The 19,328-nt window shown below is 63.1% G+C and carries 19 protein-coding genes and 1 pseudogene; 13 read left to right on the top strand and 7 right to left on the bottom strand.

Annotated features, from left to right (window positions below):
* Nucleotides 1-46 precede the first annotated feature (46 nt).
* Nucleotides 47-799 (top strand): hypothetical protein, encoded by a 753-nt coding sequence (locus GGD66_RS08120; RefSeq protein ID WP_183257356.1) that lies wholly within the window; start codon nucleotides 47-49, stop codon nucleotides 797-799.
* Between the two features lie 121 nt (nucleotides 800-920).
* Here the strand turns inward: GGD66_RS08120 and GGD66_RS08115 are convergent, their stop codons facing one another.
* From GGD66_RS08115 to GGD66_RS08105, 3 genes are all read right to left on the bottom strand, one after another.
* Nucleotides 921-2,459, bottom strand: coding sequence for an FAD-dependent monooxygenase (locus tag GGD66_RS08115; RefSeq protein WP_183257355.1), 1,539 nt, complete (start codon nucleotides 2,457-2,459; stop codon nucleotides 921-923).
* A 241-nt stretch (nucleotides 2,460-2,700) separates the two neighbouring features.
* Nucleotides 2,701-3,045, bottom strand: coding sequence for a response regulator (locus GGD66_RS08110; protein ID WP_183257354.1), 345 nt, complete (start codon nucleotides 3,043-3,045; stop codon nucleotides 2,701-2,703).
* Nucleotides 3,046-3,117: 72 nt separating this feature from the next.
* Complete coding sequence (locus GGD66_RS08105) at nucleotides 3,118-3,318, bottom strand: hypothetical protein (protein WP_092260849.1); 201 nt, start codon at nucleotides 3,316-3,318, stop codon at nucleotides 3,118-3,120.
* A 517-nt stretch (nucleotides 3,319-3,835) separates the two neighbouring features.
* Here GGD66_RS08105 and GGD66_RS08100 point away from each other — a divergent pair.
* The 6 genes and pseudogenes from GGD66_RS08100 to GGD66_RS08075 form a co-directional block, all read left to right on the top strand.
* Nucleotides 3,836-4,033, top strand: a pseudogene (locus GGD66_RS08100) (hypothetical protein); the annotation flags it as partial.
* Entirely contained in the window at nucleotides 4,030-4,329 is a 300-nt protein-coding gene (locus tag GGD66_RS08095; RefSeq protein WP_092260851.1) for a hypothetical protein, read from the top strand. The pseudogene GGD66_RS08100 and the gene GGD66_RS08095, both read left to right, overlap by 4 nt.
* Before the next feature lie 61 nt (nucleotides 4,330-4,390).
* Nucleotides 4,391-4,819: a GNAT family N-acetyltransferase gene (locus tag GGD66_RS08090; protein WP_183235347.1), complete on the top strand. Its 429-nt coding sequence runs from the start codon at nucleotides 4,391-4,393 to the stop codon at nucleotides 4,817-4,819.
* Nucleotides 4,820-5,060: 241 nt separating this feature from the next.
* Entirely contained in the window at nucleotides 5,061-6,329 is a 1,269-nt protein-coding gene (locus GGD66_RS08085) for a CaiB/BaiF CoA-transferase family protein (RefSeq protein WP_183257353.1), read from the top strand.
* A 154-nt stretch (nucleotides 6,330-6,483) separates the two neighbouring features.
* The gene (locus tag GGD66_RS08080; protein ID WP_246788791.1) at nucleotides 6,484-7,689 is read left to right on the top strand and encodes an acyl-CoA dehydrogenase family protein; all 1,206 of its coding nucleotides are present in this window, start codon (nucleotides 6,484-6,486) and stop codon (nucleotides 7,687-7,689) included.
* 9 nt (nucleotides 7,690-7,698) lie between these two features.
* On the top strand, nucleotides 7,699-8,262 hold the full coding sequence (locus GGD66_RS08075; RefSeq protein ID WP_018319227.1) for a flavin reductase family protein: 564 nt from the start codon (nucleotides 7,699-7,701) through the stop codon (nucleotides 8,260-8,262).
* Between the two features lie 25 nt (nucleotides 8,263-8,287).
* Here the strand turns inward: GGD66_RS08075 and GGD66_RS08070 are convergent, their stop codons facing one another.
* On the bottom strand, nucleotides 8,288-9,196 hold the full coding sequence (locus GGD66_RS08070) for an NAD(P)-dependent oxidoreductase (RefSeq protein ID WP_183257351.1): 909 nt from the start codon (nucleotides 9,194-9,196) through the stop codon (nucleotides 8,288-8,290).
* Between the two features lie 168 nt (nucleotides 9,197-9,364).
* Here GGD66_RS08070 and GGD66_RS08065 point away from each other — a divergent pair, with 168 nt between their 5' ends.
* The 6 genes from GGD66_RS08065 (at nucleotide 9,365) to GGD66_RS08040 (ending at nucleotide 15,715) form a co-directional block, all read left to right on the top strand.
* Nucleotides 9,365-10,348 (top strand): ABC transporter substrate-binding protein, encoded by a 984-nt coding sequence (locus tag GGD66_RS08065; RefSeq protein WP_183257350.1) that lies wholly within the window; start codon nucleotides 9,365-9,367, stop codon nucleotides 10,346-10,348.
* An 80-nt stretch (nucleotides 10,349-10,428) separates the two neighbouring features.
* A complete protein-coding gene (gene ilvD, locus GGD66_RS08060) occupies nucleotides 10,429-12,123 on the top strand; it encodes a dihydroxy-acid dehydratase (RefSeq protein ID WP_183257349.1) in 1,695 nt (564 codons plus the stop codon).
* A gap of 116 nt (nucleotides 12,124-12,239) precedes the next feature.
* On the top strand, nucleotides 12,240-13,085 hold the full coding sequence (locus tag GGD66_RS08055; protein WP_049814925.1) for an ABC transporter ATP-binding protein: 846 nt from the start codon (nucleotides 12,240-12,242) through the stop codon (nucleotides 13,083-13,085).
* A complete protein-coding gene (locus tag GGD66_RS08050; protein WP_028142596.1) occupies nucleotides 13,082-13,867 on the top strand; it encodes an ABC transporter permease in 786 nt (261 codons plus the stop codon). Before GGD66_RS08055 ends, GGD66_RS08050 begins: the two co-directional genes overlap by 4 nt.
* Entirely contained in the window at nucleotides 13,867-14,631 is a 765-nt protein-coding gene (locus GGD66_RS08045) for an ABC transporter permease (RefSeq protein ID WP_183257348.1), read from the top strand. The genes GGD66_RS08050 and GGD66_RS08045 overlap by 1 nt, the downstream gene beginning before the upstream one ends.
* 37 nt (nucleotides 14,632-14,668) lie before the next feature.
* Entirely contained in the window at nucleotides 14,669-15,715 is a 1,047-nt protein-coding gene (locus GGD66_RS08040; protein WP_183257347.1) for a peptidase M29, read from the top strand.
* Here GGD66_RS08040 and GGD66_RS08035 read toward each other — a convergent pair.
* From GGD66_RS08035 to GGD66_RS08025, 3 genes are read right to left on the bottom strand one after another with little or no spacing between them, the layout of a single operon-like run.
* Nucleotides 15,712-16,704, bottom strand: coding sequence for a 3-hydroxybutyryl-CoA dehydrogenase (locus GGD66_RS08035; protein ID WP_183257346.1), 993 nt, complete (start codon nucleotides 16,702-16,704; stop codon nucleotides 15,712-15,714). The genes GGD66_RS08040 and GGD66_RS08035 overlap by 4 nt on opposite strands.
* A 3-nt stretch (nucleotides 16,705-16,707) precedes the next feature.
* The gene (locus GGD66_RS08030; protein WP_183257345.1) at nucleotides 16,708-17,796 is read right to left on the bottom strand and encodes an NAD/NADP-dependent octopine/nopaline dehydrogenase family protein; all 1,089 of its coding nucleotides are present in this window, start codon (nucleotides 17,794-17,796) and stop codon (nucleotides 16,708-16,710) included.
* The gene (locus tag GGD66_RS08025; protein ID WP_183257344.1) at nucleotides 17,793-19,328 is read right to left on the bottom strand and encodes a class I adenylate-forming enzyme family protein; all 1,536 of its coding nucleotides are present in this window, start codon (nucleotides 19,326-19,328) and stop codon (nucleotides 17,793-17,795) included. Before GGD66_RS08025 ends, GGD66_RS08030 begins: the two co-directional genes overlap by 4 nt.

Below are 19,328 nucleotides of genomic sequence, written 5' to 3'. Positions count from 1 at the left end.
GGAGGCGGGCTTTTTCTGTCAGCTTGATCGAAAAAGTGATTCCGCCATGTCTATTCCAAAAAGCATAACCCAATGCACTTCAGTCAATCGTCACAACAGAAGCACGGCGTGCCACTACTTAGTTGTTTTAATCCTTTCAGTTTGCATCCTTCAGCTCGCAAGCAGTACGACGCAGGCCCAGTGCGCAGCTCGCGATGTTTTGGAGAGACAGCTGAAATTCAAGACACGCGCGTCCGAAGCGCCTCAACGGCTTATTAAATCCGAGCGCGACATTGCGATGTGGAAGACAATTGCAATAGGCACGTTCGCCGACTCACTTAAGCTGCGCGATGCAATGGACAGCATGCGATGCAGTGTGGGCAGCCAAGCGGGCGAAATCCTTGCCCGACCGTCCTTTATTACTGCTTCTCAGAAGACAGACATGGAGCTTGCACTCGTCTCCCCGACGCAACTTGGGTTCACGAGCGATAGTGTGACGTTAGCTGACCTCTACTCACGTGCTCAAAAACTCGGCTTTGAACTCGCACCGGCAGAGGTCGGACCACAATTGCGCATCCAATATTTCGACCAGCCCATAGGCGAGTTCCTCATCATCGGAATGGAGCCGATCATGACCTGGAGCGGGGACCCGATTATTCTGAATGTAGCAAATGGCGGCGCCGGATTGATCCTCATCGGCCAAGACGGTAGAGCCGAAGCCGAGATACCTGCTACGTCTCGGATCGTTTTTGCGCGTTCGCATAAACTTGCGGCCAATACCAATCTCGTCGATCAAGCTGCTGCAGTTCCGCGCGAGTAAGGAGGGTGACCGCAACTGGCCCATCGGCGATCTTCGATGATGTCCGCTGTTTGTGCTCGTCTGGAGAGACGAGCGGACATCAGGGGCCGCCGAACTAGCGCCCAATTCAGGAGTACGGGCGCTACGCCGCCGCCGCACCCGGTCCGAACCACCGCCTCACCGCCTCCTCAAGCCCGTGCTGGCTCTCATCTCCCACCCCCGCGACGTGCCCGTCGGGCCGCACCAGCACTGCGCCCGGGGCGGTGACCTGGCCGATGACCGGAAGCTCCCATACGCAATCGGTGCGGGCATCGACGACATCGATCCGGTTCTTCCAGGGGCCGATGTCGATGCCGCCTCGCTTGCCGAAATTGAGCAGCACGCCGCGCGCCCCGTGCAGCAGCGTGAACAGCTTTAGCTTCTGCCCTTCGACCGTCAGATCGAGATCCGGCATGCGCCGCCCCAGCAGCGCGTGGCCTTCGCCGAGATCATAGTGGATGTCGAGCCCGCTCATCATGGCGCCAAAACGTTTGCGCGGCTCGTCCATGCCGAGCAATTCGGAGACGGTGTCGCGCGCGGCCTTGAGGCCGTCGTCGCCGCGGCGGAGCAGGGCGATCTGCGCCATGGTGTTGCGCAGCACGCGCGCGCCGACGGGATGGCGCTCGGCATGGTAGCTGTCGAGCAGGCTGTCGGGCGAGACGCCCTTCACCACCTGCGCCAGCTTCCAGCCGAGATTGACGGCGTCCTGCACACCCAGGTTGAGGCCTTGCCCGCCGACGGAGTGATGGATATGCGCGGCATCGCCGGCGAGCAGCACGCGTCCTTTGCGATAGGTTACGGCCTGCCGTGCCGCATCGGTGAAACGGGAGATCCAGGCGGGATTTTGCAGTCCGAAGTCGGTGCCGTAGACCGCGACGAGCGCATCGCTGAGATCGCGCAAGGAGGGCTCGCCGCTGCGCGCGAGCGTTGCTTCCGTCACGACGACCAGCACGCGGCCGCTCTCGGTCTTACTGAGGCCGTGAAAGCCGAGCGCATCATGACGCAGGCCGAATTCCGGCGCCTCGCGCATCTCGACCTCGGCCATGAGGTTGCTGAGCGTCGGTGAGGTGCCGGCGAAATCGATGCCGGCGGCCTTGCGCACCAGGCTGCGACCGCCGTCGCAGCCGACGAGATAATCTGCGCGCAACGTCTCGCCGCCGGCGAGCGTCACGTCGATGCCGGCTTCGTCCTGTGCGAAGCCCGTGAGCTCGACATTGCGATAGATCGGCACGACGAGCTCTTCGACCCAGTCCGCCAGGATGCGCTCGATGTGGTTCTGCCGCAGCGCCAGCCCGTAAGCGTGCCTTGTCGGGAGGTCGCTGATGTCGAGCCGCGTCCAGGCAAAGCCTGCGAGCTGGACGATCTGTCCCTCGCGCAGGAAGCGATCCGCAACGCCGCGCTGATCGAGGATCTCGATCGTGCGTGCGTGCAGTCCGCCGGCGCGCGTCTCGACCAGTGCCTGGTCGGCACGGCGCTCGACGACGGCAACGTCGACATCGGCGAGCGCGAGCTCCGCGGCCAGCATCAGCCCGGTCGGGCCGCCGCCGGCGATCACCACGGCGTGGTCGGGCTGCATCCGGTTCCGCGCGCCGGCTCCCTGTGGCTGACGGCGAGAACGGGACGTCGGAAGCAGTACAGGCATGTCGTGACCCCTCGGCTGGTTGCTCTGGATGTTTCCCGGGTCGGGGGTTCTACGGCAGAGGCGGGGACTTGAAGCAAGCCCGTTGCGCACCACATATCGAGTTGGGAGGAGGGACTTCCTCCTCCGCGTTCGCCGCGTTGACACGTCGGGCAAAACACCGGCATAAAGGCATCATCGAAAGAGTTCGGTTCAGCCCGCGCGGAGCAATCTGCGGCGGGTTTTCTTTTGCGGCATTGGATGGTCAGCTGATGCCGGTGGTCCGCTGCATGATGTCGGCGAGCTCCTCGAACGAAAACGGCTTCCTGATCATCGGAAGGCCGCCGCGCCGGGGCTCGCGACCCGACAATTGCAGCATCTTCAGCTCCGGGCGGACGCGCTTGGCCAGCTCGGCCAGTTCATGACCATCCATGCCCGGCATGTTGATGTCAGTGATGAGGATGGAGATGCCCTGGTTCTGCTCGAGCCGTTCGAGTGCATCCAGGCCGCTTTGGGCGCTGATCACCTCGCAGCCGAGATCTTCCAGCATGCCAACGATCACGTCGAGGACGGCGGGATCGTCGTCAACAACCAGGACAGTGCGGCTCACAGGAACGTTCCTTCTGACGAAGCATTCAACGCGCCTCTCGTCGGATAAGTTCCCGCCCGGGCGCCGGTCCGCCTAATCGTCCTTCGACAAATCACCGGGCTTGGCGGGAATGTCGATGGTGCCGCCATCGCCGTGAACGAGATCGCGATCGCTCTCCTTTGTCTCGCCTGCGTCTTCGATGATCGCCTCCTGCGTCTCGCGCTCCTTGTCGATGCGCGGCTTGGCTCCGGGCAATTGTCGCGATGTCTCTGGTGACGTCTTCTCAGATGTCATCTCACCGATCCTCCTGATCGGCTAACTTTCGCCGGGCCGGTAAGTTCGTTTGACGCGTCGGGCAAAACACCGGTATATTGGCATCATCGAAAGAAGTTTGGTTCAGCCCGCGCGGAGAATGTCTGCAGCGGGCTGTTTCATTTCAACGGGGCTTTGACACGTCGGGCAAAACACCGGCATAGTGACATCATCGAGACGAGTTTGGTTCACCCGCGCGGAGCACATCCGCTGCGGGTTTTTTCGTCTCGGTTTCCGAGATCGGACGGCGGCGGCGCATTACGGCCACGCACTCGTCAAACCTGGAGCGCCGATCGGCGCGCCGCCGTCCGAACCATTGCCGGCCGTGCACGCGCGAACGTGCCGGCCCGCGGCGCTGGGGCCAGTTGCCCGCGCCGCTGCGGTCTCCGGAAGACACGGAGATAGGGTTCGCGCCCGAAACGATCGCGCCTCGCCTGGCGCGATCTGCCGCGCATTTTCTTTCTTATGGAGGGATGATGACTGCCTATCTGATATCGCTCGCGTCTACGAGCCCGACAAGCTGATGGGCTATTGCGTGGCGCTCTACTTCGCAAAGCTGCTGGTCTGGGACAAGGTCCTTGGATTTGGCTCGACTGACGCTTTGGCGGGATTTGCGGCAATCACGGCCAATCTGGTCGTCTCTTTCTATTTCGCCAAACGCGGCTTCGAGAATGTTGCGAGGATCATCAAGCGGTGAAGATTCAAGACGAGGAGATCCGGGCGATTGTCGCTGAGACACTGGCCGAGCAGCACCGAGTTCAGCAGGAGAGCGTCGATGCCATCGTATTGAAGGCGGTGGCATCGGTCCTGGCCTCGTTCGGGATCGAAGACGATGACCGGAAAGAGCTCAGAGCTGACTTCCAGCACCTGCGGCGCTGGCGGAAGAGCGTGGAACAAGCGCAGAGCTACACCTTCAAGGCGGTGATCACAGTCATTGCGACCGGTCTGATGGGTGCGGTCTGGCTCGGTGTCAAGGTCGTGCTGGGCAAGTGAGCCTCGACCGCTACGGAGTCGCAGTTCGCGCGCTCCCGATTACCCCGCCAATAGGTATCCCATGTACAGAATTCGTATCGTCGATGCCGACGATGATGAGACTGCCGAGATTCTCGGCGATCTGCACCGGCTGACATTCTTCGGTGGGGCGGCCCTGCCGCAGTTCGAATCGGGTACGTGGTGGCTCGCCTATCATGATGATGACGCGGTGGCCTTCGCCGGCGTTGTGCCGTCGACACATGCGCGAAACAGCGGATATTTTTGCCGGGTCGGGGTCTTGCAGCAGCATTGGGGGCGGGGACTTCAACTCAGGCTGATGCGAGCGATCGAGGCACGAGGGCGGCGTCTGGGATGGGACAGCATCGTCTCCGATACGACGGACAATCCGGTATCTGCCAACAATTTCATCCATGCGGGTTATCGGCTGTACGAGCCCGAATCGCCCTGGGCCTGGTCGCATACGCTTTATTGGCGAAAGTGGCTGCGCTGAGCAATTGGAGTGGTTTTCCCGTGATGCGGAACGTGACCTTCTCAGACTAGAATTGCTGCGCAAGATGCGCGCAGCCTCCATACGCTCAAATATCTAACGGCCCGGCAGCTTGACGCTGCCGGGCCGTTTTTGCGTTTCAGGTGAAGCGAGCGAGGCCCTTGCGAAGTTGGCGGCGCCGGGCTTTAAGCTTGCTCCTGCAGGAAATTCGGCGACCACAAGCCGATGTAAGGGAGCGCTATCGATGCCGACCAAGCCTCAATTGCCGGAACGTTCGTCGCGAGCGACGGAAGGGCCGAGTGCGCTCGACGGTCTGCTGGTCATCGATTTCACGCGTGTCGTCGCCGGCCCAGCCTGCACGCAGACGCTTGCCGATTTTGGTGCGCAGGTCATCAAGATCGAAAATCCCGACGGCGGCGACGACACGCGCGCTTACGAGCACGCCGAAATTGGCGGCGAAAGCGCCGCCTATCTCAGCCTGAACCGCAACAAGCGCGGCATTGCGCTCGACCTTGCCGTGCCGGAGGCCCGTGAGATCGCGCTGGATCTGATCCGCAAGGCGGATGTGGTCGTGGAGAATTTCTCGAGCGGGGTCATGAAGAAGTTCGGGCTCGACTATGAGGCGGTCGCCCCGCTCAATCCACGGCTGGTCTATTGCTCGATCTCCGCCTACGGACGTTCCGGACCGTTCGCCTCGCGCCCCGGCTTCGATCCCATCACGCAGGCGGAAAGCGGCTTCATGTCGCTCAACGGATTTGCCGACGGCCCAGCGGTTCGTACCGGGCCGCCCATCGTGGACATGGCAACTGGGATGTCTGCCTGTAACGCCATCCTGATGGCGCTGTTGGCGCGGGACCGGCTCGGTCGCGGGCAGCATGTCGAAGTCGCCTTGTTCGACGTTGCGATGGGGATGACCGGCTTTTACGGCATGGCGTATCTCATCAACGGCGAAAACCCCGGCCGGTTCGGCAATTCGCCGAGCGGGTCTCCCACCGTCGGCGTCTATGAGGCCTCCGATGGGCCGCTCTACATGGCCTGCGCCAACGATCGGCTGTATCGCCGGCTCGTGGTCGAGGTGCTGAACCGGCCTGATCTCATCACCGATCCGCAGTTTGCCACGCGCAAGGCCCGCTCCGAGAACAAGGAGCTTTTGCGAGCAGCCATTGCAGGGGTCTTTGCCAGCGATACGCTCGAGAACTGGATGGCGAAAATGAAGCTGGCCAATATTCCGGTCGGCTATCTCCGGACGGTCGAGGAGGGGTTCAATGCGCCAGAGGCTCGCGAGCGCCATCGCTTGAGTCGCATTCCGCACCGTACAGCGGAATGGGTACCCAACATCGAGCCGCCGATTACCATGAGCCTGACCGGCGCGATCGATCCCGTTGCGGCCCCTCTGTTAGGCGAGCATACCGAGGACGTCTTGCGCAGCATGCTCGGTTATGACGAGCATCGGATCGCGGAGTTTACCCGGAGGGGCGTCTTTGGCTCGGGCAAGCCTTCGACTCCGGTTTAAGCCGGAGCCGTTAGTCCGCTGGCAAGAGGCATCATGAAGGCATCGGAATCGATGCCTTCATGATGCCTGCCGCATTGACTTGATTTGGTAAGGGGCCGGCCGCATAAATACGCCAAAGTGAGGGACACGAATGGCGCCTGGTCGAAAGCCGAGCATGGGTCAGCCCACCGGGCCGGAAGCCGGCGAACGCGCCTATTCGGCGATGATCGCGAAGGCCCGGGCCCTCGTGCCGAGACTACGAGAGCGGGCGGCGCGGACGGAGGAGCTGCGGCATCTCCCGTCGGAAACCGAGATAGACCTCCATGAAGCCGGCCTGTTCCGGATGCTCCAACCGGCACGGATTGGCGGCGCCGAGCTCGACTATGTCGCACTGGTCGACTGCGCTGAGCTGCTCGGACAGGCGGATGCATCGGTAGCGTGGAATCTCGCCAATCTGGCGAGCCACCACTGGATGCTCGGCATGTTCGAGCAAAAGGCGCAGGATCTGGTCTGGGGCCGTGATCCGGATGCGCTGATCGCATCCTCGTTCATTTTTCCCGCCGGACGCGCCACGCGAGTCGAGGGCGGTTATCAGCTGCGCGGCAGCTGGCCATTCTCGTCCGGCGTTGCCTCCTGCGAATGGAACATGCTTGCAAGCGTGGTCTATTCCGACGACGAGGCGGACGGCATCGAGTATCGCATCTTTCTGCTGCCGAAAGGCGATTACAGCGTGCTGGACACCTGGAACGTCGCGGGACTGCGCGGGACGGGGTCCTGCGACGTGGAGGTCAGGGATGTCTTCGTGGCTGACCATATGACAGTCGCCGTCGGCGACCTCTCAGGCGGCCCGACGCCGGGAAGTACGGTCAATCCAAATCCGCTTTATGCGCTGCCCGTGTTCTCGCTGTTTCCATACGTCCTCTCCGGTGTCGCGCTGGGGAATGCGCAAGCGTGCCTCGACGATTATACGGAGGTCGCACGTCATCGTATTTCAACCTACAACCGGGCCAAATTGAGCGATTTTCAAAGCACCCAGATCAAGATCGCGGAGGCCTCGGCGAAGATCGACGCCGCGCGCCTGATCATGCGGTCGGCGTGCCTCGATGCCATGGAGGATGCGCGGCTTGGTCACATCCCTGGCATGGCGACCAAGACCCGTTATCGGCGCGACGGATCTTTTTCGGTGAACCTGTGCACGGACGCGGTCTCGATGCTGTTTGCCGCGAGTGGCGCGCGCGGTCTGTTCACAACCGGCGTGTTGCAGCGGCAATTCCGCGATGCGCACGCGATCAACTCGCATCTCGCATTCAATTTCGATGCGGCCGGGACCAACTATGGACGGGTGGCGCTGGGCCTGCCGTCCGAAAATCTCACGCTCTGAGGCCGGCCGATGAATGATCTGCCGCAGCAGCCCGGCGCTCCCGATCCCGCCAACGAGTTCGCGAGCGACAGCTCGTCGATCGATCCTCGCGACTTTCGCAACGCGCTCGGAACCTATGCAACGGGCGTGGCGATCATCACGGCCGCAGCGCCTGACGGCAAGCCCTACGGACTGACTTGTAATTCGTTCGCCTCCGTCTCGCTGAACCCTCCACTGGTCCTGTGGAGCCTGGTCGTCTATTCCTCTAGTCTGACCATCTTCCAGAACGCCAGCCATTTCACCGTCAACGTGCTTGGCGCTTCGCAGCAGGCGCTTGCGTCAAAATTCGCCAAATCGTCGGACGACAAGTTCACAGGTGTGGATTGGACGCCGGGCCTCGGCGGAGCGCCGGTGCTTGCGGAGAGCGTCGCCAACTTTCAATGCCGCTCCGTGAATCGCTATTATGGCGGCGACCACGTGATCTTTCTCGGCGCGGTCGAGGCCTATACCTACGGTGCGAAGGAGCCGCTGCTCTTCGCGCGGGGGACGTTCGGCCGATTCCTCGCAGATGACGAGCGCAAGACGTCGCCTTGACGTGCTTCAGATCGCGCTCGACAGCTTAGCGCTCTGCCGCTGAAAGCTTGTAAATCTCCAGCGCGTCTGCTTCCGCGCCGCGTGCGGCCTTCGCGAGCCGGAAAAGTTGGCCCGCAAGCGTGGCCATCGGCACCGGCGTCGACGTTGCCTGCGCGACGTCGGCGACCGTATCGAGATCCTTGAGCATCGTGGCAATATGACCGAGCGGGGGCGAGTGAATGCCCTGGACCATTCTGGGCACGAAAAGCTGAAGCGGGATCGAGTCCGCGAAGCCGCCGGCGAGCGCTTCGGGCAGGCGATTGGCGTCAATACCCGCGTTGACGGCCAGGCGCGTGGCTTCTGCCAGCACGGCCATCGCGCATCCCACGATCACCTGATTGCAGAGTTTCGTGGTTTGGCCGGCGCCGGTCGGGCCCATGTGGGTGAACCTGCGCGCCATGGCCAGCACGTAGGGGCGAGCCCTCTCGATCTCGTCTGCTTCTCCGCCGGCCATGATCGCAAGGGTGCCTTCCTCGGCGCCCTTCGTTCCGCCGGAAACCGGTGCATCGATCCAGCCGGCGCCATTGGCGGCATTCAGTCGCTTTGCCAGATCGCGGGCGGCGTCGGGATGTATCGATGAGAAGTCGACGACAAGCTTGCCTGCGCCGGGCGCCGCCGCCAGCCCCTCAGGCCCGAAGATCACCTCCTCGACAGCCGCGGCATCCGTCACGCACATGAAGGCGATATCGGAGTTCGTCAGGAGATCACGAGGCGTGGCTGCGCGCCTGGCTCCGGCCTCGGCGAGCGGAGCCACCTTGCCCTCCGAACGGTTCCAGACAGTGACCTGATGGCCGGCCTTGAGCAGGCGTCGGGTCATCGGCGTTCCCATCAGGCCAAGGCCGAGATAGCCGAGCCTCTCGACGCGTTGCGGGTTTGCCATGCTCGCATCAGCCATAGGTTGCCTCCTTCTGTCGCAGCGCGACGTGGCTTTACCATACATTGTGCGTCGGACGGCAAAACCGCCGGGCTCGCATGGCTTGCCTGATTGTTTGAACCATGAAAGATTTGAGCCCGGTCGGGGTTGGGTGGCGCCGGTCGGCGCCGGAGCAGCGGAGTGGGCACGATGCGTACCGTTTCGAGATGGATCCTGGCTTTGGGGGCGACAGCGGCCGTGAGCGCGGGGGCAAGCCCGTCATGGGCGCAGCAGACGATCCGCGTCGGCTGGACGATCCCGGCCGAGGAATCGAAGTACTGGATGATGCGCCGCCCGGCTGAGTTTCCCAGTATCGGCAAGACCTACAATATCGAATGGACCCAATTCCAGGGCACCGCGCCGATGACGCAGGCCCTGGCAGCCGGCGCGCTGGACTGCGCGACGCAGGCGCCGCTCTCCCTCGCCAATGGCGTGGTCGGCGGCAATCTCAAAGCCTACATCGTGGCGCAGCACGTGTTCGAGAAGCCCGGCGGCTTCTCGGTCTACTGGGCCGTGATGGATGACTCGCCGATCAAGACGATTGCCGACCTCAAGGGCAAGACGGTTGGCATTTCCGTGATTGGCGGCGGTACGCAAGGCCCGTTCAACCTGCTCCTGAAGCAGAATGGCGTCGATCCGGCCAAGGATATCAAGCTGGTCGAGGTCGGCTTTGCCGTCTCCGAGGATGCGCTGCGCCAAGGCCGCGTCGATGCGGTGAATATGAACCAGCCGTTCGCCGCGCGGGCGGAGGCAAAGGGCGGTACAAGGAAGCTCTTCTCGCTGTCCCAGGCCATGCCGAACATCGTGCATATCCTGGAAGCCTGCCGTGCCGATTTCGTCGACAAGAACCCGGAACTGGTCAAGACCTATGTCCGTGACATCACCTCGGGCATGAAAAAGGCGCTGGCCAACCGCGAGGAGACTCTCAAGGTCGTCAATGAAGTGCTGAAGGCGCCGCTCCCGGTGCTCGAGACCTACCTGCTCAAGGATAACGATTTCGGCCGTGATCCGGGCGCGGCGCCGAACTTCCCGGCAATCCAGAAGATGCTGGACATCTACGCCGAGACCGGAATGCTGCCGAAGCTGGATGTCTCGCAGTTCAAGCATCCGACGATCGTCGCGCCGCTGCAGTAAGGCCACCAGGCGGATGATCCGAGCCAGGTGCTCGCGGGCGTCCCGGGTCATCCGGGACGAGGCACGAAGAAGATGCACGTATGAAGAAGTTGCGATCACGAGTCACGACTGACGGTCTCGACCGGGCCCCGCACCGCGCATTCATGCGCGCGATGGGGCTCGACGACGCTGCGATTGCCAAGCCGATGGTGGGCGTTGTCAGCATGAAGGGCGAGCAGACGCCCTGCAACATGACCCACGATTTTCAGGTGGCCGCGGCCAAAACGGGCATCGAGGAGGCCGGCGGCACGCCGCGTGAATTCTCGACCGTGTCGGTTTCTGACGGCATCAGCATGAACCACGAGGGAATGAAGTTCTCGTTGTTTTCGCGTGAACTGATCGCCGACTCGATCGAGGCCGTCGTCCATGGTCTGGCCTACGATGCGCTGATCGGATACGGCGGATGCGACAAGACGCTTCCCGGTGTGATGATGGGCATGGTTCGCTGCAACGTGCCCTCCATCTTCATCTATGGCGGCAGCGCGCTGCCGGGCCGCGTGGACGGGCGCACGTTGACGGTGCTCGATTCCTATGAGGCCGTTGGCAGCTTCATGACGGGTGAGATCGACGGCGCCACGCTGGAGCGGATCGAACGTGCCTGCTTGCCGACGATCGGCGCGTGCGCCGGCCAGTTCACCGCCAACACCATGGGAATGGTCTCGGAGGCGATGGGCCTGACTATCCCCAACGTCTCGATGGTGCCCGGCGTCTATGCCGAGCGTGCGCAGATATCTCGGCGCGCCGGACGCCTGATCATGGAGATGCTGGAACGCGGCGGGCCGTTGCCTCGCGACATCGTGACGCGGAAGTCCCTCGAGAACGGCGCGGCGATCGTTGCGGCGACGGGTGGTTCGACCAATGCCGCGCTGCATCTGCCGGCGATCGCGAACGAGGCCGGCATTGCATTCACAATCGATGATGTGGGCGAGGTCTTCGCCAGGACGCCGTTGATCGGAAATCTGCGCCCCGGGGGCAAGTACACCGCAAAGGATGTCTACGACATCGGTGGCGCGGCGGTCGTGATCCGTGAACTGATCCAGAGCGGGCACATCGATGGCGGCTGCCTGTCCATCACCGGCCGGACACTTGCCGAAGAGTATGGCACCGCCAACGCGCCCGATGGAGAAGTCGTATACGCGGCGGGCGCGCCGATCATGCCTGACGGCGGCGTGGCGGTGCTGAAGGGAAATCTTTGTCCCGACGGTGCGGTGATCAAGGTCGCAGGTTTGAAGAGTCAATTCTTCGAAGGCGTGGCGCGCGTTTTCGAGGACGAGGAAGCTTGCGTCGCATCGGTTCGTGACCGCAGCTACAAGGCGGGCGAGGTTCTCGTCATCCGCAATGAGGGGCCGGTCGGCGGCCCCGGCATGCGCGAGATGCTCGGCGTCACCGCGTTGATCTACGGGCAGGGCATGGGCGAAAAGGTCGCCCTGATCACCGATGGCCGGTTCTCCGGCGCGACCCGCGGCATGTGCATCGGCTACGTGGCCCCCGAAGCTTTTGTTGGCGGTCCGCTGGCGCTCGTTCGCGACGGCGACAGGATCCGGATCGATGCCGCAAACCGGCGGATGGATGTGCTGCTCGATGAGCAGGAACTCACAGCGCGGCGACGGGATTGGAAGCAACGTCCGCCGCGTCACCGTGCAGGCGCGCTCGCAAAGTATGCGCGACTGGTGGGGCAGGCGCCAGGCGGAGCCGTGACGCATGAAGGCCCGGCAGAATGGCCGTGGTTCGAATGACGCACCGTACGGGTGCGAAATCGACCGCCTGTCTGGCAGGTTTCTTGCTAAGCTCATGCCGCTGGCGGAGAACGTTCAGCAGGTTCGTCGAGGAATGTTCGCGCGAGTGAGACGGGATGACGGTAGTGCCTGCGAGATCGAGCGAATGGGTGAGACCGGTGAGATCACAAGAGCCGGCTTCTGCAATCATCGAGATCGACCGCGTCTCGCAGGTCTTTCAGACTTCGGCGCGCAAGGATCATGTGGCGCTTTCCGAGATCTCGCTGACGATCGAGGAGGGCGCCTTCGTCTCCATCCTTGGGCCGTCCGGCTGCGGCAAGTCGACACTGCTTTATATCGTCGGCGGTTTTGTCAGTCCGACCAGCGGCTCGGCGAAGATCAAGGGACATGCGATCACGGGTCCCGGTCCGGATCGCGGACCGGTGTTCCAGGAATTTGCGCTGTTTCCCTGGAAGACCGTGCTGGGCAACGTGATGTATGGCCCGCGTCAGCAAGGAGTGCGCGCCGCCGAAGCGGAAGCGCAAAGCCGGGCCTTGATCGAAATGGTTGGCCTCAAGGGCTATGAGAGCTTCTACCCCAAGGAATTGTCGGGCGGCATGAAGCAGCGCGTGGCGTTGGCGCGGACGCTTGCTTACCATCCGGAAGTGCTGTTGATGGACGAGCCGTTCGGTGCGCTCGACGCGCACACTAGGACGCGGCTGCAGAACGACCTTCTCAACATCTGGGAGCGCGACCGCAAGACGGTGCTGTTCGTCACCCATTCGGTCGACGAAGCCGTCTTTCTCTCGGACAAAGTCGTGATGATGTCGAAATCGCCCGGCCGCATCCGCGAGGTGATCGACATCGATCTGCCGCGACCGCGCCGCCGCAACGAGCTGTTGCTCGACCCCCGCTATCAGAAGTACGTCGTCGATATCGAGCGCATGTTCGATGAAAGCGACGAAGCCGGGCCGGCATCATGATGTCGTCGGCCACCTTGATCAGACGGGCCGCTCCGGTGCTGGCCTGCATCGGGTTGCTGGCCGTGTGGCAGGTTGCGTCACTTGCGCTCAAGAACGACAGCTTCCCGACGGCAACCGAGGCGATCCGGGCAATTCCGGATATTCTTGGCGACAAGGAATCCCTGATCAACATTCTGGCCTCGCTTCGCCGCATGGCGATAGGGTTCGGTGTGGCGGTGCTGGTTTCGATTCCGCTGGGCCTGTTGATGGGACGCAGCCGCGGTGTCGCGGCCTTTTTCAATCCGCTCCTGATGGTCATTTATCCGGTGCCGAAGGCGGCATTGATGCCGATCATCATGCTTTGGCTGGGCGTCGGCGACGTCACCAAGACATTGGTGATCTTCCTGGGCGTCAGCCTTCCCGTGATCTATCACAGCTTCGAGGGGGCCAAGGCCGTCGAAGAGAAGATGCTGTGGTCAGGTGCCGCGATGGGGCTTTCGCCGGCACAACGCCTGGTGCGGATCGTGTTGCCCGCGGCGCTGCCGGAGATCCTGACCGGCTGCCGCACGGGACTGGTGCTGGCGCTGATCACGATGATCACCAGTGAGATGATCGCCCGCCAGTCCGGCGCCGGCAATATCCTGTTCAATGCGCTCGACATGGGCCAATACGACACCGTCTTTGCGATGATCATCATCGTGGGCGCGATGGGTATCTGTCTCGACGCGATTTTTGAAAGGGTTCGGGCCAGACTCGTGCGTTGGTCCGAGCCTCAGTTCGACATGCCGCTGAGTTTTTCGTGATGTCGCGCTTTCTCTCCGCAAACGTCCTTCTCGGCATTGCCCCGATCGTGCTGGTCATCGCCTTGTGGCAAGGCCTGGTGTCATTCGGCTTCGCGCCCGCGGTCTTGCTGCCGCCGCCGGGCTTCGTCTTCAGCCGGCTGCTCCAGCAACTCGTGACGTGGACGTTTCAGCAGGAGATCGCCGCAACCCTGGTCCGGCTGTTTGCCGGCTTCGCGATTGCGGTCGTGCTGGGTGTCACTATCGGCATTGCCGCCGCCGCCAATCCGGCGATCAATGCCGTGGTTCGGCCGATCGTCCGCGTATTAGCGCCGCTGCCCAAGGTCGCGCTCTATCCGGCACTCCTGCTCTTGCTCGGATTCGGCCACGGGTCGAAGATCACATTGGTAGCCGCGGACGCGCTCTTTCCCATTCTGCTCTCGACCTATTACGGCGCGTCGACCGTCGAACAGAAGCTGATCTGGTCGGCGATGGCGGCGGGAACGCCGCGCTACGAAATCCTCTTCAAGGTGGTGCTGCCGGCGGCGATGCCGTCGATCCTGACCGGATGCCGGATCGGGCTTGTCATTTCCTGCATCGTGGTGTTTCTGGCAGAGATGATCACGTCGACGGACGGATTGGGGCACGCGCTCGTGACCGCGGCGCGAACTTTTCAGGCCGTCGACATGTTCGTGCCGCTGATCACGATCTCGCTGCTGGGCCTGATCTTGAATGGCCTCCTCGGCGCGTTGCGCTCGTACCTGCTGCGGGGCTTTCCCGAGGCGTGAACCGACCAAGAAGAAACCAGAAGACCGGGAGTGAACCATGCTGGCTGATCGCATCGAGGCAAAATGGATCGACGCATTTTGCGAGATCTTTGAACGTTGCGCCGTCAAGGCCGGCGATACCGCCGCGATCCTCTCGGAAACCCAGTCGCGTGCGTTGAATGTGCATCTGGCGGAGCTCGCGCTGCTGCGCATGGGCGCTCGGCCGTTTCACGTGGTGATGCCGACACCACGCAACCGGAATATCGTTCCGGTTCGCTCAACGGGGGCGAGCGAGGCGATCCAGAAGCTTGGTCCGGTCATCACCGCGCTTCAGCAGGCCCGTTTCGTGGTGGATTGCACCATCGAGGGCCTGATGCACGCGGTGGAGACGCCGGAGATCCTCAAGGCCGGCGCGCGGATCCTGGTGATCTCGAACGAGCATCCCGAAGCGCTGGAGCGGATGGTGCCGGATCCCGCGCTCGAGAAGCGCGTCCGTGCGGCGGCCAAGATGCTGCGCGGGACCAAGCGGATGCGGGTGACCTCGAAGGCCGGCACGGCGCTCGATGTCGACATGGTCGGCGCCTCCACGGTCGGTGTGTGGGGCTGGACCGACAAGCCCGGCACGCTGGCGCATTGGCCAGGTGGAATCGTCGTCAGCTTCCCCAAGAGCGGGACCATCAACGGCACGCTGGTGATGGCGCCGGGCGACATCAACCTGACCTTCAAGCGCTATCTGACCTCGCCGGTCAAGATGACGCTGAAGGACGATTATGTCGTCGAGCTGGAAGGCGAGGGCACGGATGCCGCGATGATGCGCGCCTATCTCGCTGCGTGGGGCGACCGCGAGGCCTACGCCGTCTCGCATGTCGGTTTCGGCATGAACCCCGGTGCGCGTTATGAAGCGCTGTCGATGTATGATCAGCGCGACACCAATGGCACCGAGATTCGGGCCGTCTCCGGCAATTTCCTGTTCTCGACCGGCGCGAACGAATTCGCCGGCCGCTACACGGCGGGGCATTTCGACCTGCCGATGATGGGAACGACCATCGAGCTCGATGGCGTCGCGGTCGTTCGCGAAGGCGTGTTGCAGGACGTCTTCGGCTAATTGCGGTCGAGCACGGGTGGACGCGCAAGGTCGAAATGGTGCAGCAGATCCACCATGGCCTGAAGCCGCTTTACGCGATAGGCGTCAACGTCCATGCCCGAATAGTCGAGAAAGCCGGCACCCGTGCGTAACCCGATCCGACCTTCATGCATGTTGCGTGAGATGACGTCCGGCGCGCGGTAACGGTCGCTGCCAAGCGCGCCTTCGAGATAGCGACTGGCGTAGTACAAGATATCGCCGCCACCCCAGTCGATGAATTCGAGCAGTCCGAGTACCGCGTAGCGGAAGCCAAAACCGTAGCGGATCGCCTTGTCGATCTCCTCGGCACTGGCGACGCCTTCCTCGACCATGCGTGCGGCCTCGTTCATCGCCAGCGCCTGGATGCGCGGAACGATGAAGCCGGGCGTCGCCGCGCAGACGACCGGAACCTTGCCGATGCCTTCGAGCAGTCCCTTGACCTCGGCGACGATTGCCGGATCGGTGGTCTTGCCGGGCGAAACCTCGACCAGCGGAATCAGATAGGCCGGGTTGAGCCAATGCACGTTGAGAAAGCGGCGAGGATTCACGATCGCGTCGGAGAGATCATCGACGAGGATGGTCGACGTCGTCGATGCCATGATCGTGTCGGGTCGAACCTGCCGTGAGGCTGACCCAAGCACCTCGCGCTTGAGCTCGACGACCTCCGGAACCCCTTCGAAAACCATACCGGCCTCGGAGAGTGCTGCCCCGCTCTGGCTGGCGGGCACCACCGAGACGCGCGCAACGAGCGGATCGACATCCGCCTCCGTCAGCAGCCCCAGCTTCGACAGGCTGGCAAAGGTCTTCGCGACCTCACCGAGCGCGTCCGCCTCCAGCTTGGCAAACTCCTCCGCGGAGCGCGCCTTGACGTCGATCATCGTGACCTGATGCCCGGCGTAGGCAAACGCGACGGCGATGCCGCGTCCCATGCGGCCAGCCCCCAGACAGACGATATCGGCGCGATTGGTCATCGGTCAAAATCCATTGCGAAGCAACGTCTGCAATTCAGCCTTGCTGAGCTTACCAAGCCCCAGCATCTCGAGCGTGCGGCCACCTCGCGCAAAATCCTCGCAGCAGACCGCGCCGCCGATCGACAGGAAAGCTTTGGCCAGCGGCGTGGCCACGCCAGCCAGGCCGCCGACGGAAACCAGCAGCGACAGCCCAAGCCGCAGGTCCTCACGCATGTAGCGGTGCTCCGTCAGCACGATCCGCTCGCGCCAGTCGCCGGAATCCGTCAGCCGGTCATGCGAGCCGCGGCCATACATCCAGATCTCGCCTTCTTTCGCATAGTGATGAGCGAGCGGGAAATGCGGTGCGCCGTAGCCGAGCGCTTCGCGTACGGCAATCCGCTCGGCATCAAGCGCGTCGGTCACCCGGCGGATCGCGGCCTGCGTGCCTTCCTTGTGAATGTCCCAGCGCTCGAAATGTTCGATTGGACCTGCATTCATCACGATCAGCGGCGGATGGATGATCGGCCCTGCATTCATCAGCGCACCGGACAGCGCGTCTCCGCACGGCTCGATCGTATCGGGGAAAGCGCGTCCGATGACCTCGAGCGCATGCGGTGCCCGGTCGAGCGGGAACACGCCGACTGGAAGCCGTTTGGCGCGGATGGTGATCGCGACCTCGAACGGTCCGTGCTTGCGGGTGAGCCACGGCAATGTGCCGGTTTCGGCAAAGCTTGCCTTGGCCTGGTTCCCAGCTTCCCGCGCGGCCTCTGCGAAGATCATCGAGCCGAATGTCGCCGGGGGCAGAAATACGACCTGACCGTCCCGCAGATGCGGGGCGAGCAGGCGAGCGATATCGGTCTGCGCGAAGGCAGGCGCGGGGCACAGGATCAGCTCGGTGCCGTTGACAGCTTCGGCGATGTCGGTCGTGACCAGCGCGAGCTTCACGTCGTGGCGGCCGTTGTGATCCTTGACCAGGATGCGCGAGCCGGCGGCGCGATGTGCCGCGACTTGATTGGCATCGCGGCGCCAGAGCCGCACGTCATGCCCCGACAGCGCAAAATCGCCGGCGGCCGCGAAAGAGCCGTTTCCCCCACCCAGAACTGCAATCTTCAAGATGCTTCTCCTTGCGCGCGCGACTGCGCATCGAGCTGCTTCAGCAGGAAATGCTGGACCTTGCCGAGCGCGGTGCGCGGCAGGTCGGTGACGAAGACGATATCGCGCGGCACCTTGTAGCGGGCCAGTTGCGTCTGGATGTGTGTCTTGAGTTCATCCGCTTCGAGCCGGGAGCCGGATCTGCGGATCACATAAGCGATCGGCACCTCGTCCCAGCGCGGATCCGGCCGGCCGATCACGGCGCATTCGCTGACGTCAGGATGTTCGAGCAGGACGCGCTCGACCTCGGCCGGATAGACGTTTTCTCCACCTGAAATGATCAAGTTCTTCTTGCGGTCGCGGACCCAGAAATAGCCGTCGGCGTCGCACAGGCCGATGTCGCCGGTGCGATACCAGCCGTCGTGCAACGCATCGCGCGTGGCGTCCGCATTGCCCCAATATTCGAAGAACACATTGGGACCGCGCACCGCGATTTCGCCCGGCGTGCCCGCCGGCAGTTCGTTGCCAGCCTGATCGATGATCTTTGCCTCGCAGCACAGGCCGGCGAGTCCGGTCGATCCCATCCGCGAGAGGTCGCCGCCGAGGCGCGTATAGATCGCGATGGGGCAGGTTTCCGTCGAGCCGTAGACCTGAAGCACCGGGACATCGCGCGCGACGAAACGCTCGATCAGATGCGGCGGCACGATGGTCGAGCCGGTGGCGACGGCCTTGAGTGACGTAAGATCAGTGGCGGCCCAGGCAGGATGCTCGCTCACCGCCTGGATGATCGCAGGCACCATGACCGTGAGTGTCGGCCGCTCCTGTTCGATGGTCGTGAGCGCGGTATCCGGCGTGAAGCGCGCGTGGACCGTGACGGTCGCGCCCAACTGGAGCGCCGGCGTAGTCTGGATGTTGAGGCCCCCGACGTGGAAGAATGGCAGCACGGTCAGCACGTGGTCATCGGACGTCATGTTGTGCATGTGCTGGCTCATGACGCCGTTCCAGAACAGCGCCTCCTGGCGCAGCACCGCTCCTTTCGGTCGCCCGGTTGTCCCCGATGTGTAGACGATCAGCAGCGGGCAGGAGAGATCGGTGTGCGGATTTCGGCTGCTGCCGTCGCTGCGCGCCAGCAGGCTTTCGAATGTCGTACCGCGGGGCGGTGCGAAGTCGAGGCCGACGACGGCAGTCCCCGGCGCGGTCCGGGCGAGCCCGGAAAGAACGCCCTCAAAAACCTGCTCGAGCACCAGCACCTTGGCGCCCGCATCGGTGAGGATGAAGAGCTGCTCGGCGACCGCGAGCCGCCAGTTCAGCGGCACAAGTATCGCGCCAAGTCGCGCGCAGGCGTAGAGCAGAACCAGATAGTCCGGCCGGTTCAGACTCAGAATGGCGACGCGGTCGCCGCGGCCGACGCCGAGCTCCTGCTTCAATGCCGTCGCGGTGTGTTCGATGCGTGCGGCGAACGCCGCATAGCTCAGCCGTTCCCCTTCGAAGGCAATGGCTGTCTTGTCTGGCGCGAACGCCGCGTTGCGATCGATCAGACTGCAGAGGTCCAC

The organism is Bradyrhizobium sp. CIR48 (genome assembly GCF_014198315.1).
Lineage (GTDB): Bacteria > Pseudomonadota > Alphaproteobacteria > Rhizobiales > Xanthobacteraceae > Bradyrhizobium.
Note: the sequence above shows the minus strand (reverse complement) of the source record. Positions and strands in the feature narration are given on the sequence as shown.

What these genes read in the sequence shown, in the direction of transcription:
- GGD66_RS08120 (WP_183257356.1), top strand. Translation starts at nt 47, where the DNA reads ATGTCTATTCCAAAAAGCATAACCCAATGCACTTCAGTCAATCGTCAC.
- GGD66_RS08035 (WP_183257346.1), bottom strand. Translation starts at nt 16,704, where the DNA reads ATGACCAATCGCGCCGATATCGTCTGTCTGGGGGCTGGCCGCATGGGA.
- GGD66_RS08105 (WP_092260849.1), bottom strand. Translation starts at nt 3,318, where the DNA reads ATGACATCTGAGAAGACGTCACCAGAGACATCGCGACAATTGCCCGGA.
- GGD66_RS08055 (WP_049814925.1), top strand. Translation starts at nt 12,240, where the DNA reads ATGACGGTAGTGCCTGCGAGATCGAGCGAATGGGTGAGACCGGTGAGA.
- GGD66_RS08050 (WP_028142596.1), top strand. Translation starts at nt 13,082, where the DNA reads ATGATGTCGTCGGCCACCTTGATCAGACGGGCCGCTCCGGTGCTGGCC.
- GGD66_RS08065 (WP_183257350.1), top strand. Translation starts at nt 9,365, where the DNA reads ATGCGTACCGTTTCGAGATGGATCCTGGCTTTGGGGGCGACAGCGGCC.
- ilvD (WP_183257349.1), top strand. Translation starts at nt 10,429, where the DNA reads ATGAAGAAGTTGCGATCACGAGTCACGACTGACGGTCTCGACCGGGCC.
- GGD66_RS08045 (WP_183257348.1), top strand. Translation starts at nt 13,867, where the DNA reads ATGTCGCGCTTTCTCTCCGCAAACGTCCTTCTCGGCATTGCCCCGATC.
- GGD66_RS08090 (WP_183235347.1), top strand. Translation starts at nt 4,391, where the DNA reads ATGTACAGAATTCGTATCGTCGATGCCGACGATGATGAGACTGCCGAG.
- GGD66_RS08040 (WP_183257347.1), top strand. Translation starts at nt 14,669, where the DNA reads ATGCTGGCTGATCGCATCGAGGCAAAATGGATCGACGCATTTTGCGAG.
- GGD66_RS08075 (WP_018319227.1), top strand. Translation starts at nt 7,699, where the DNA reads ATGAATGATCTGCCGCAGCAGCCCGGCGCTCCCGATCCCGCCAACGAG.
- GGD66_RS08115 (WP_183257355.1), bottom strand. Translation starts at nt 2,459, where the DNA reads ATGCCTGTACTGCTTCCGACGTCCCGTTCTCGCCGTCAGCCACAGGGA.
- GGD66_RS08085 (WP_183257353.1), top strand. Translation starts at nt 5,061, where the DNA reads ATGCCGACCAAGCCTCAATTGCCGGAACGTTCGTCGCGAGCGACGGAA.
- GGD66_RS08080 (WP_246788791.1), top strand. Translation starts at nt 6,484, where the DNA reads ATGGGTCAGCCCACCGGGCCGGAAGCCGGCGAACGCGCCTATTCGGCG.
- GGD66_RS08070 (WP_183257351.1), bottom strand. Translation starts at nt 9,196, where the DNA reads ATGGCTGATGCGAGCATGGCAAACCCGCAACGCGTCGAGAGGCTCGGC.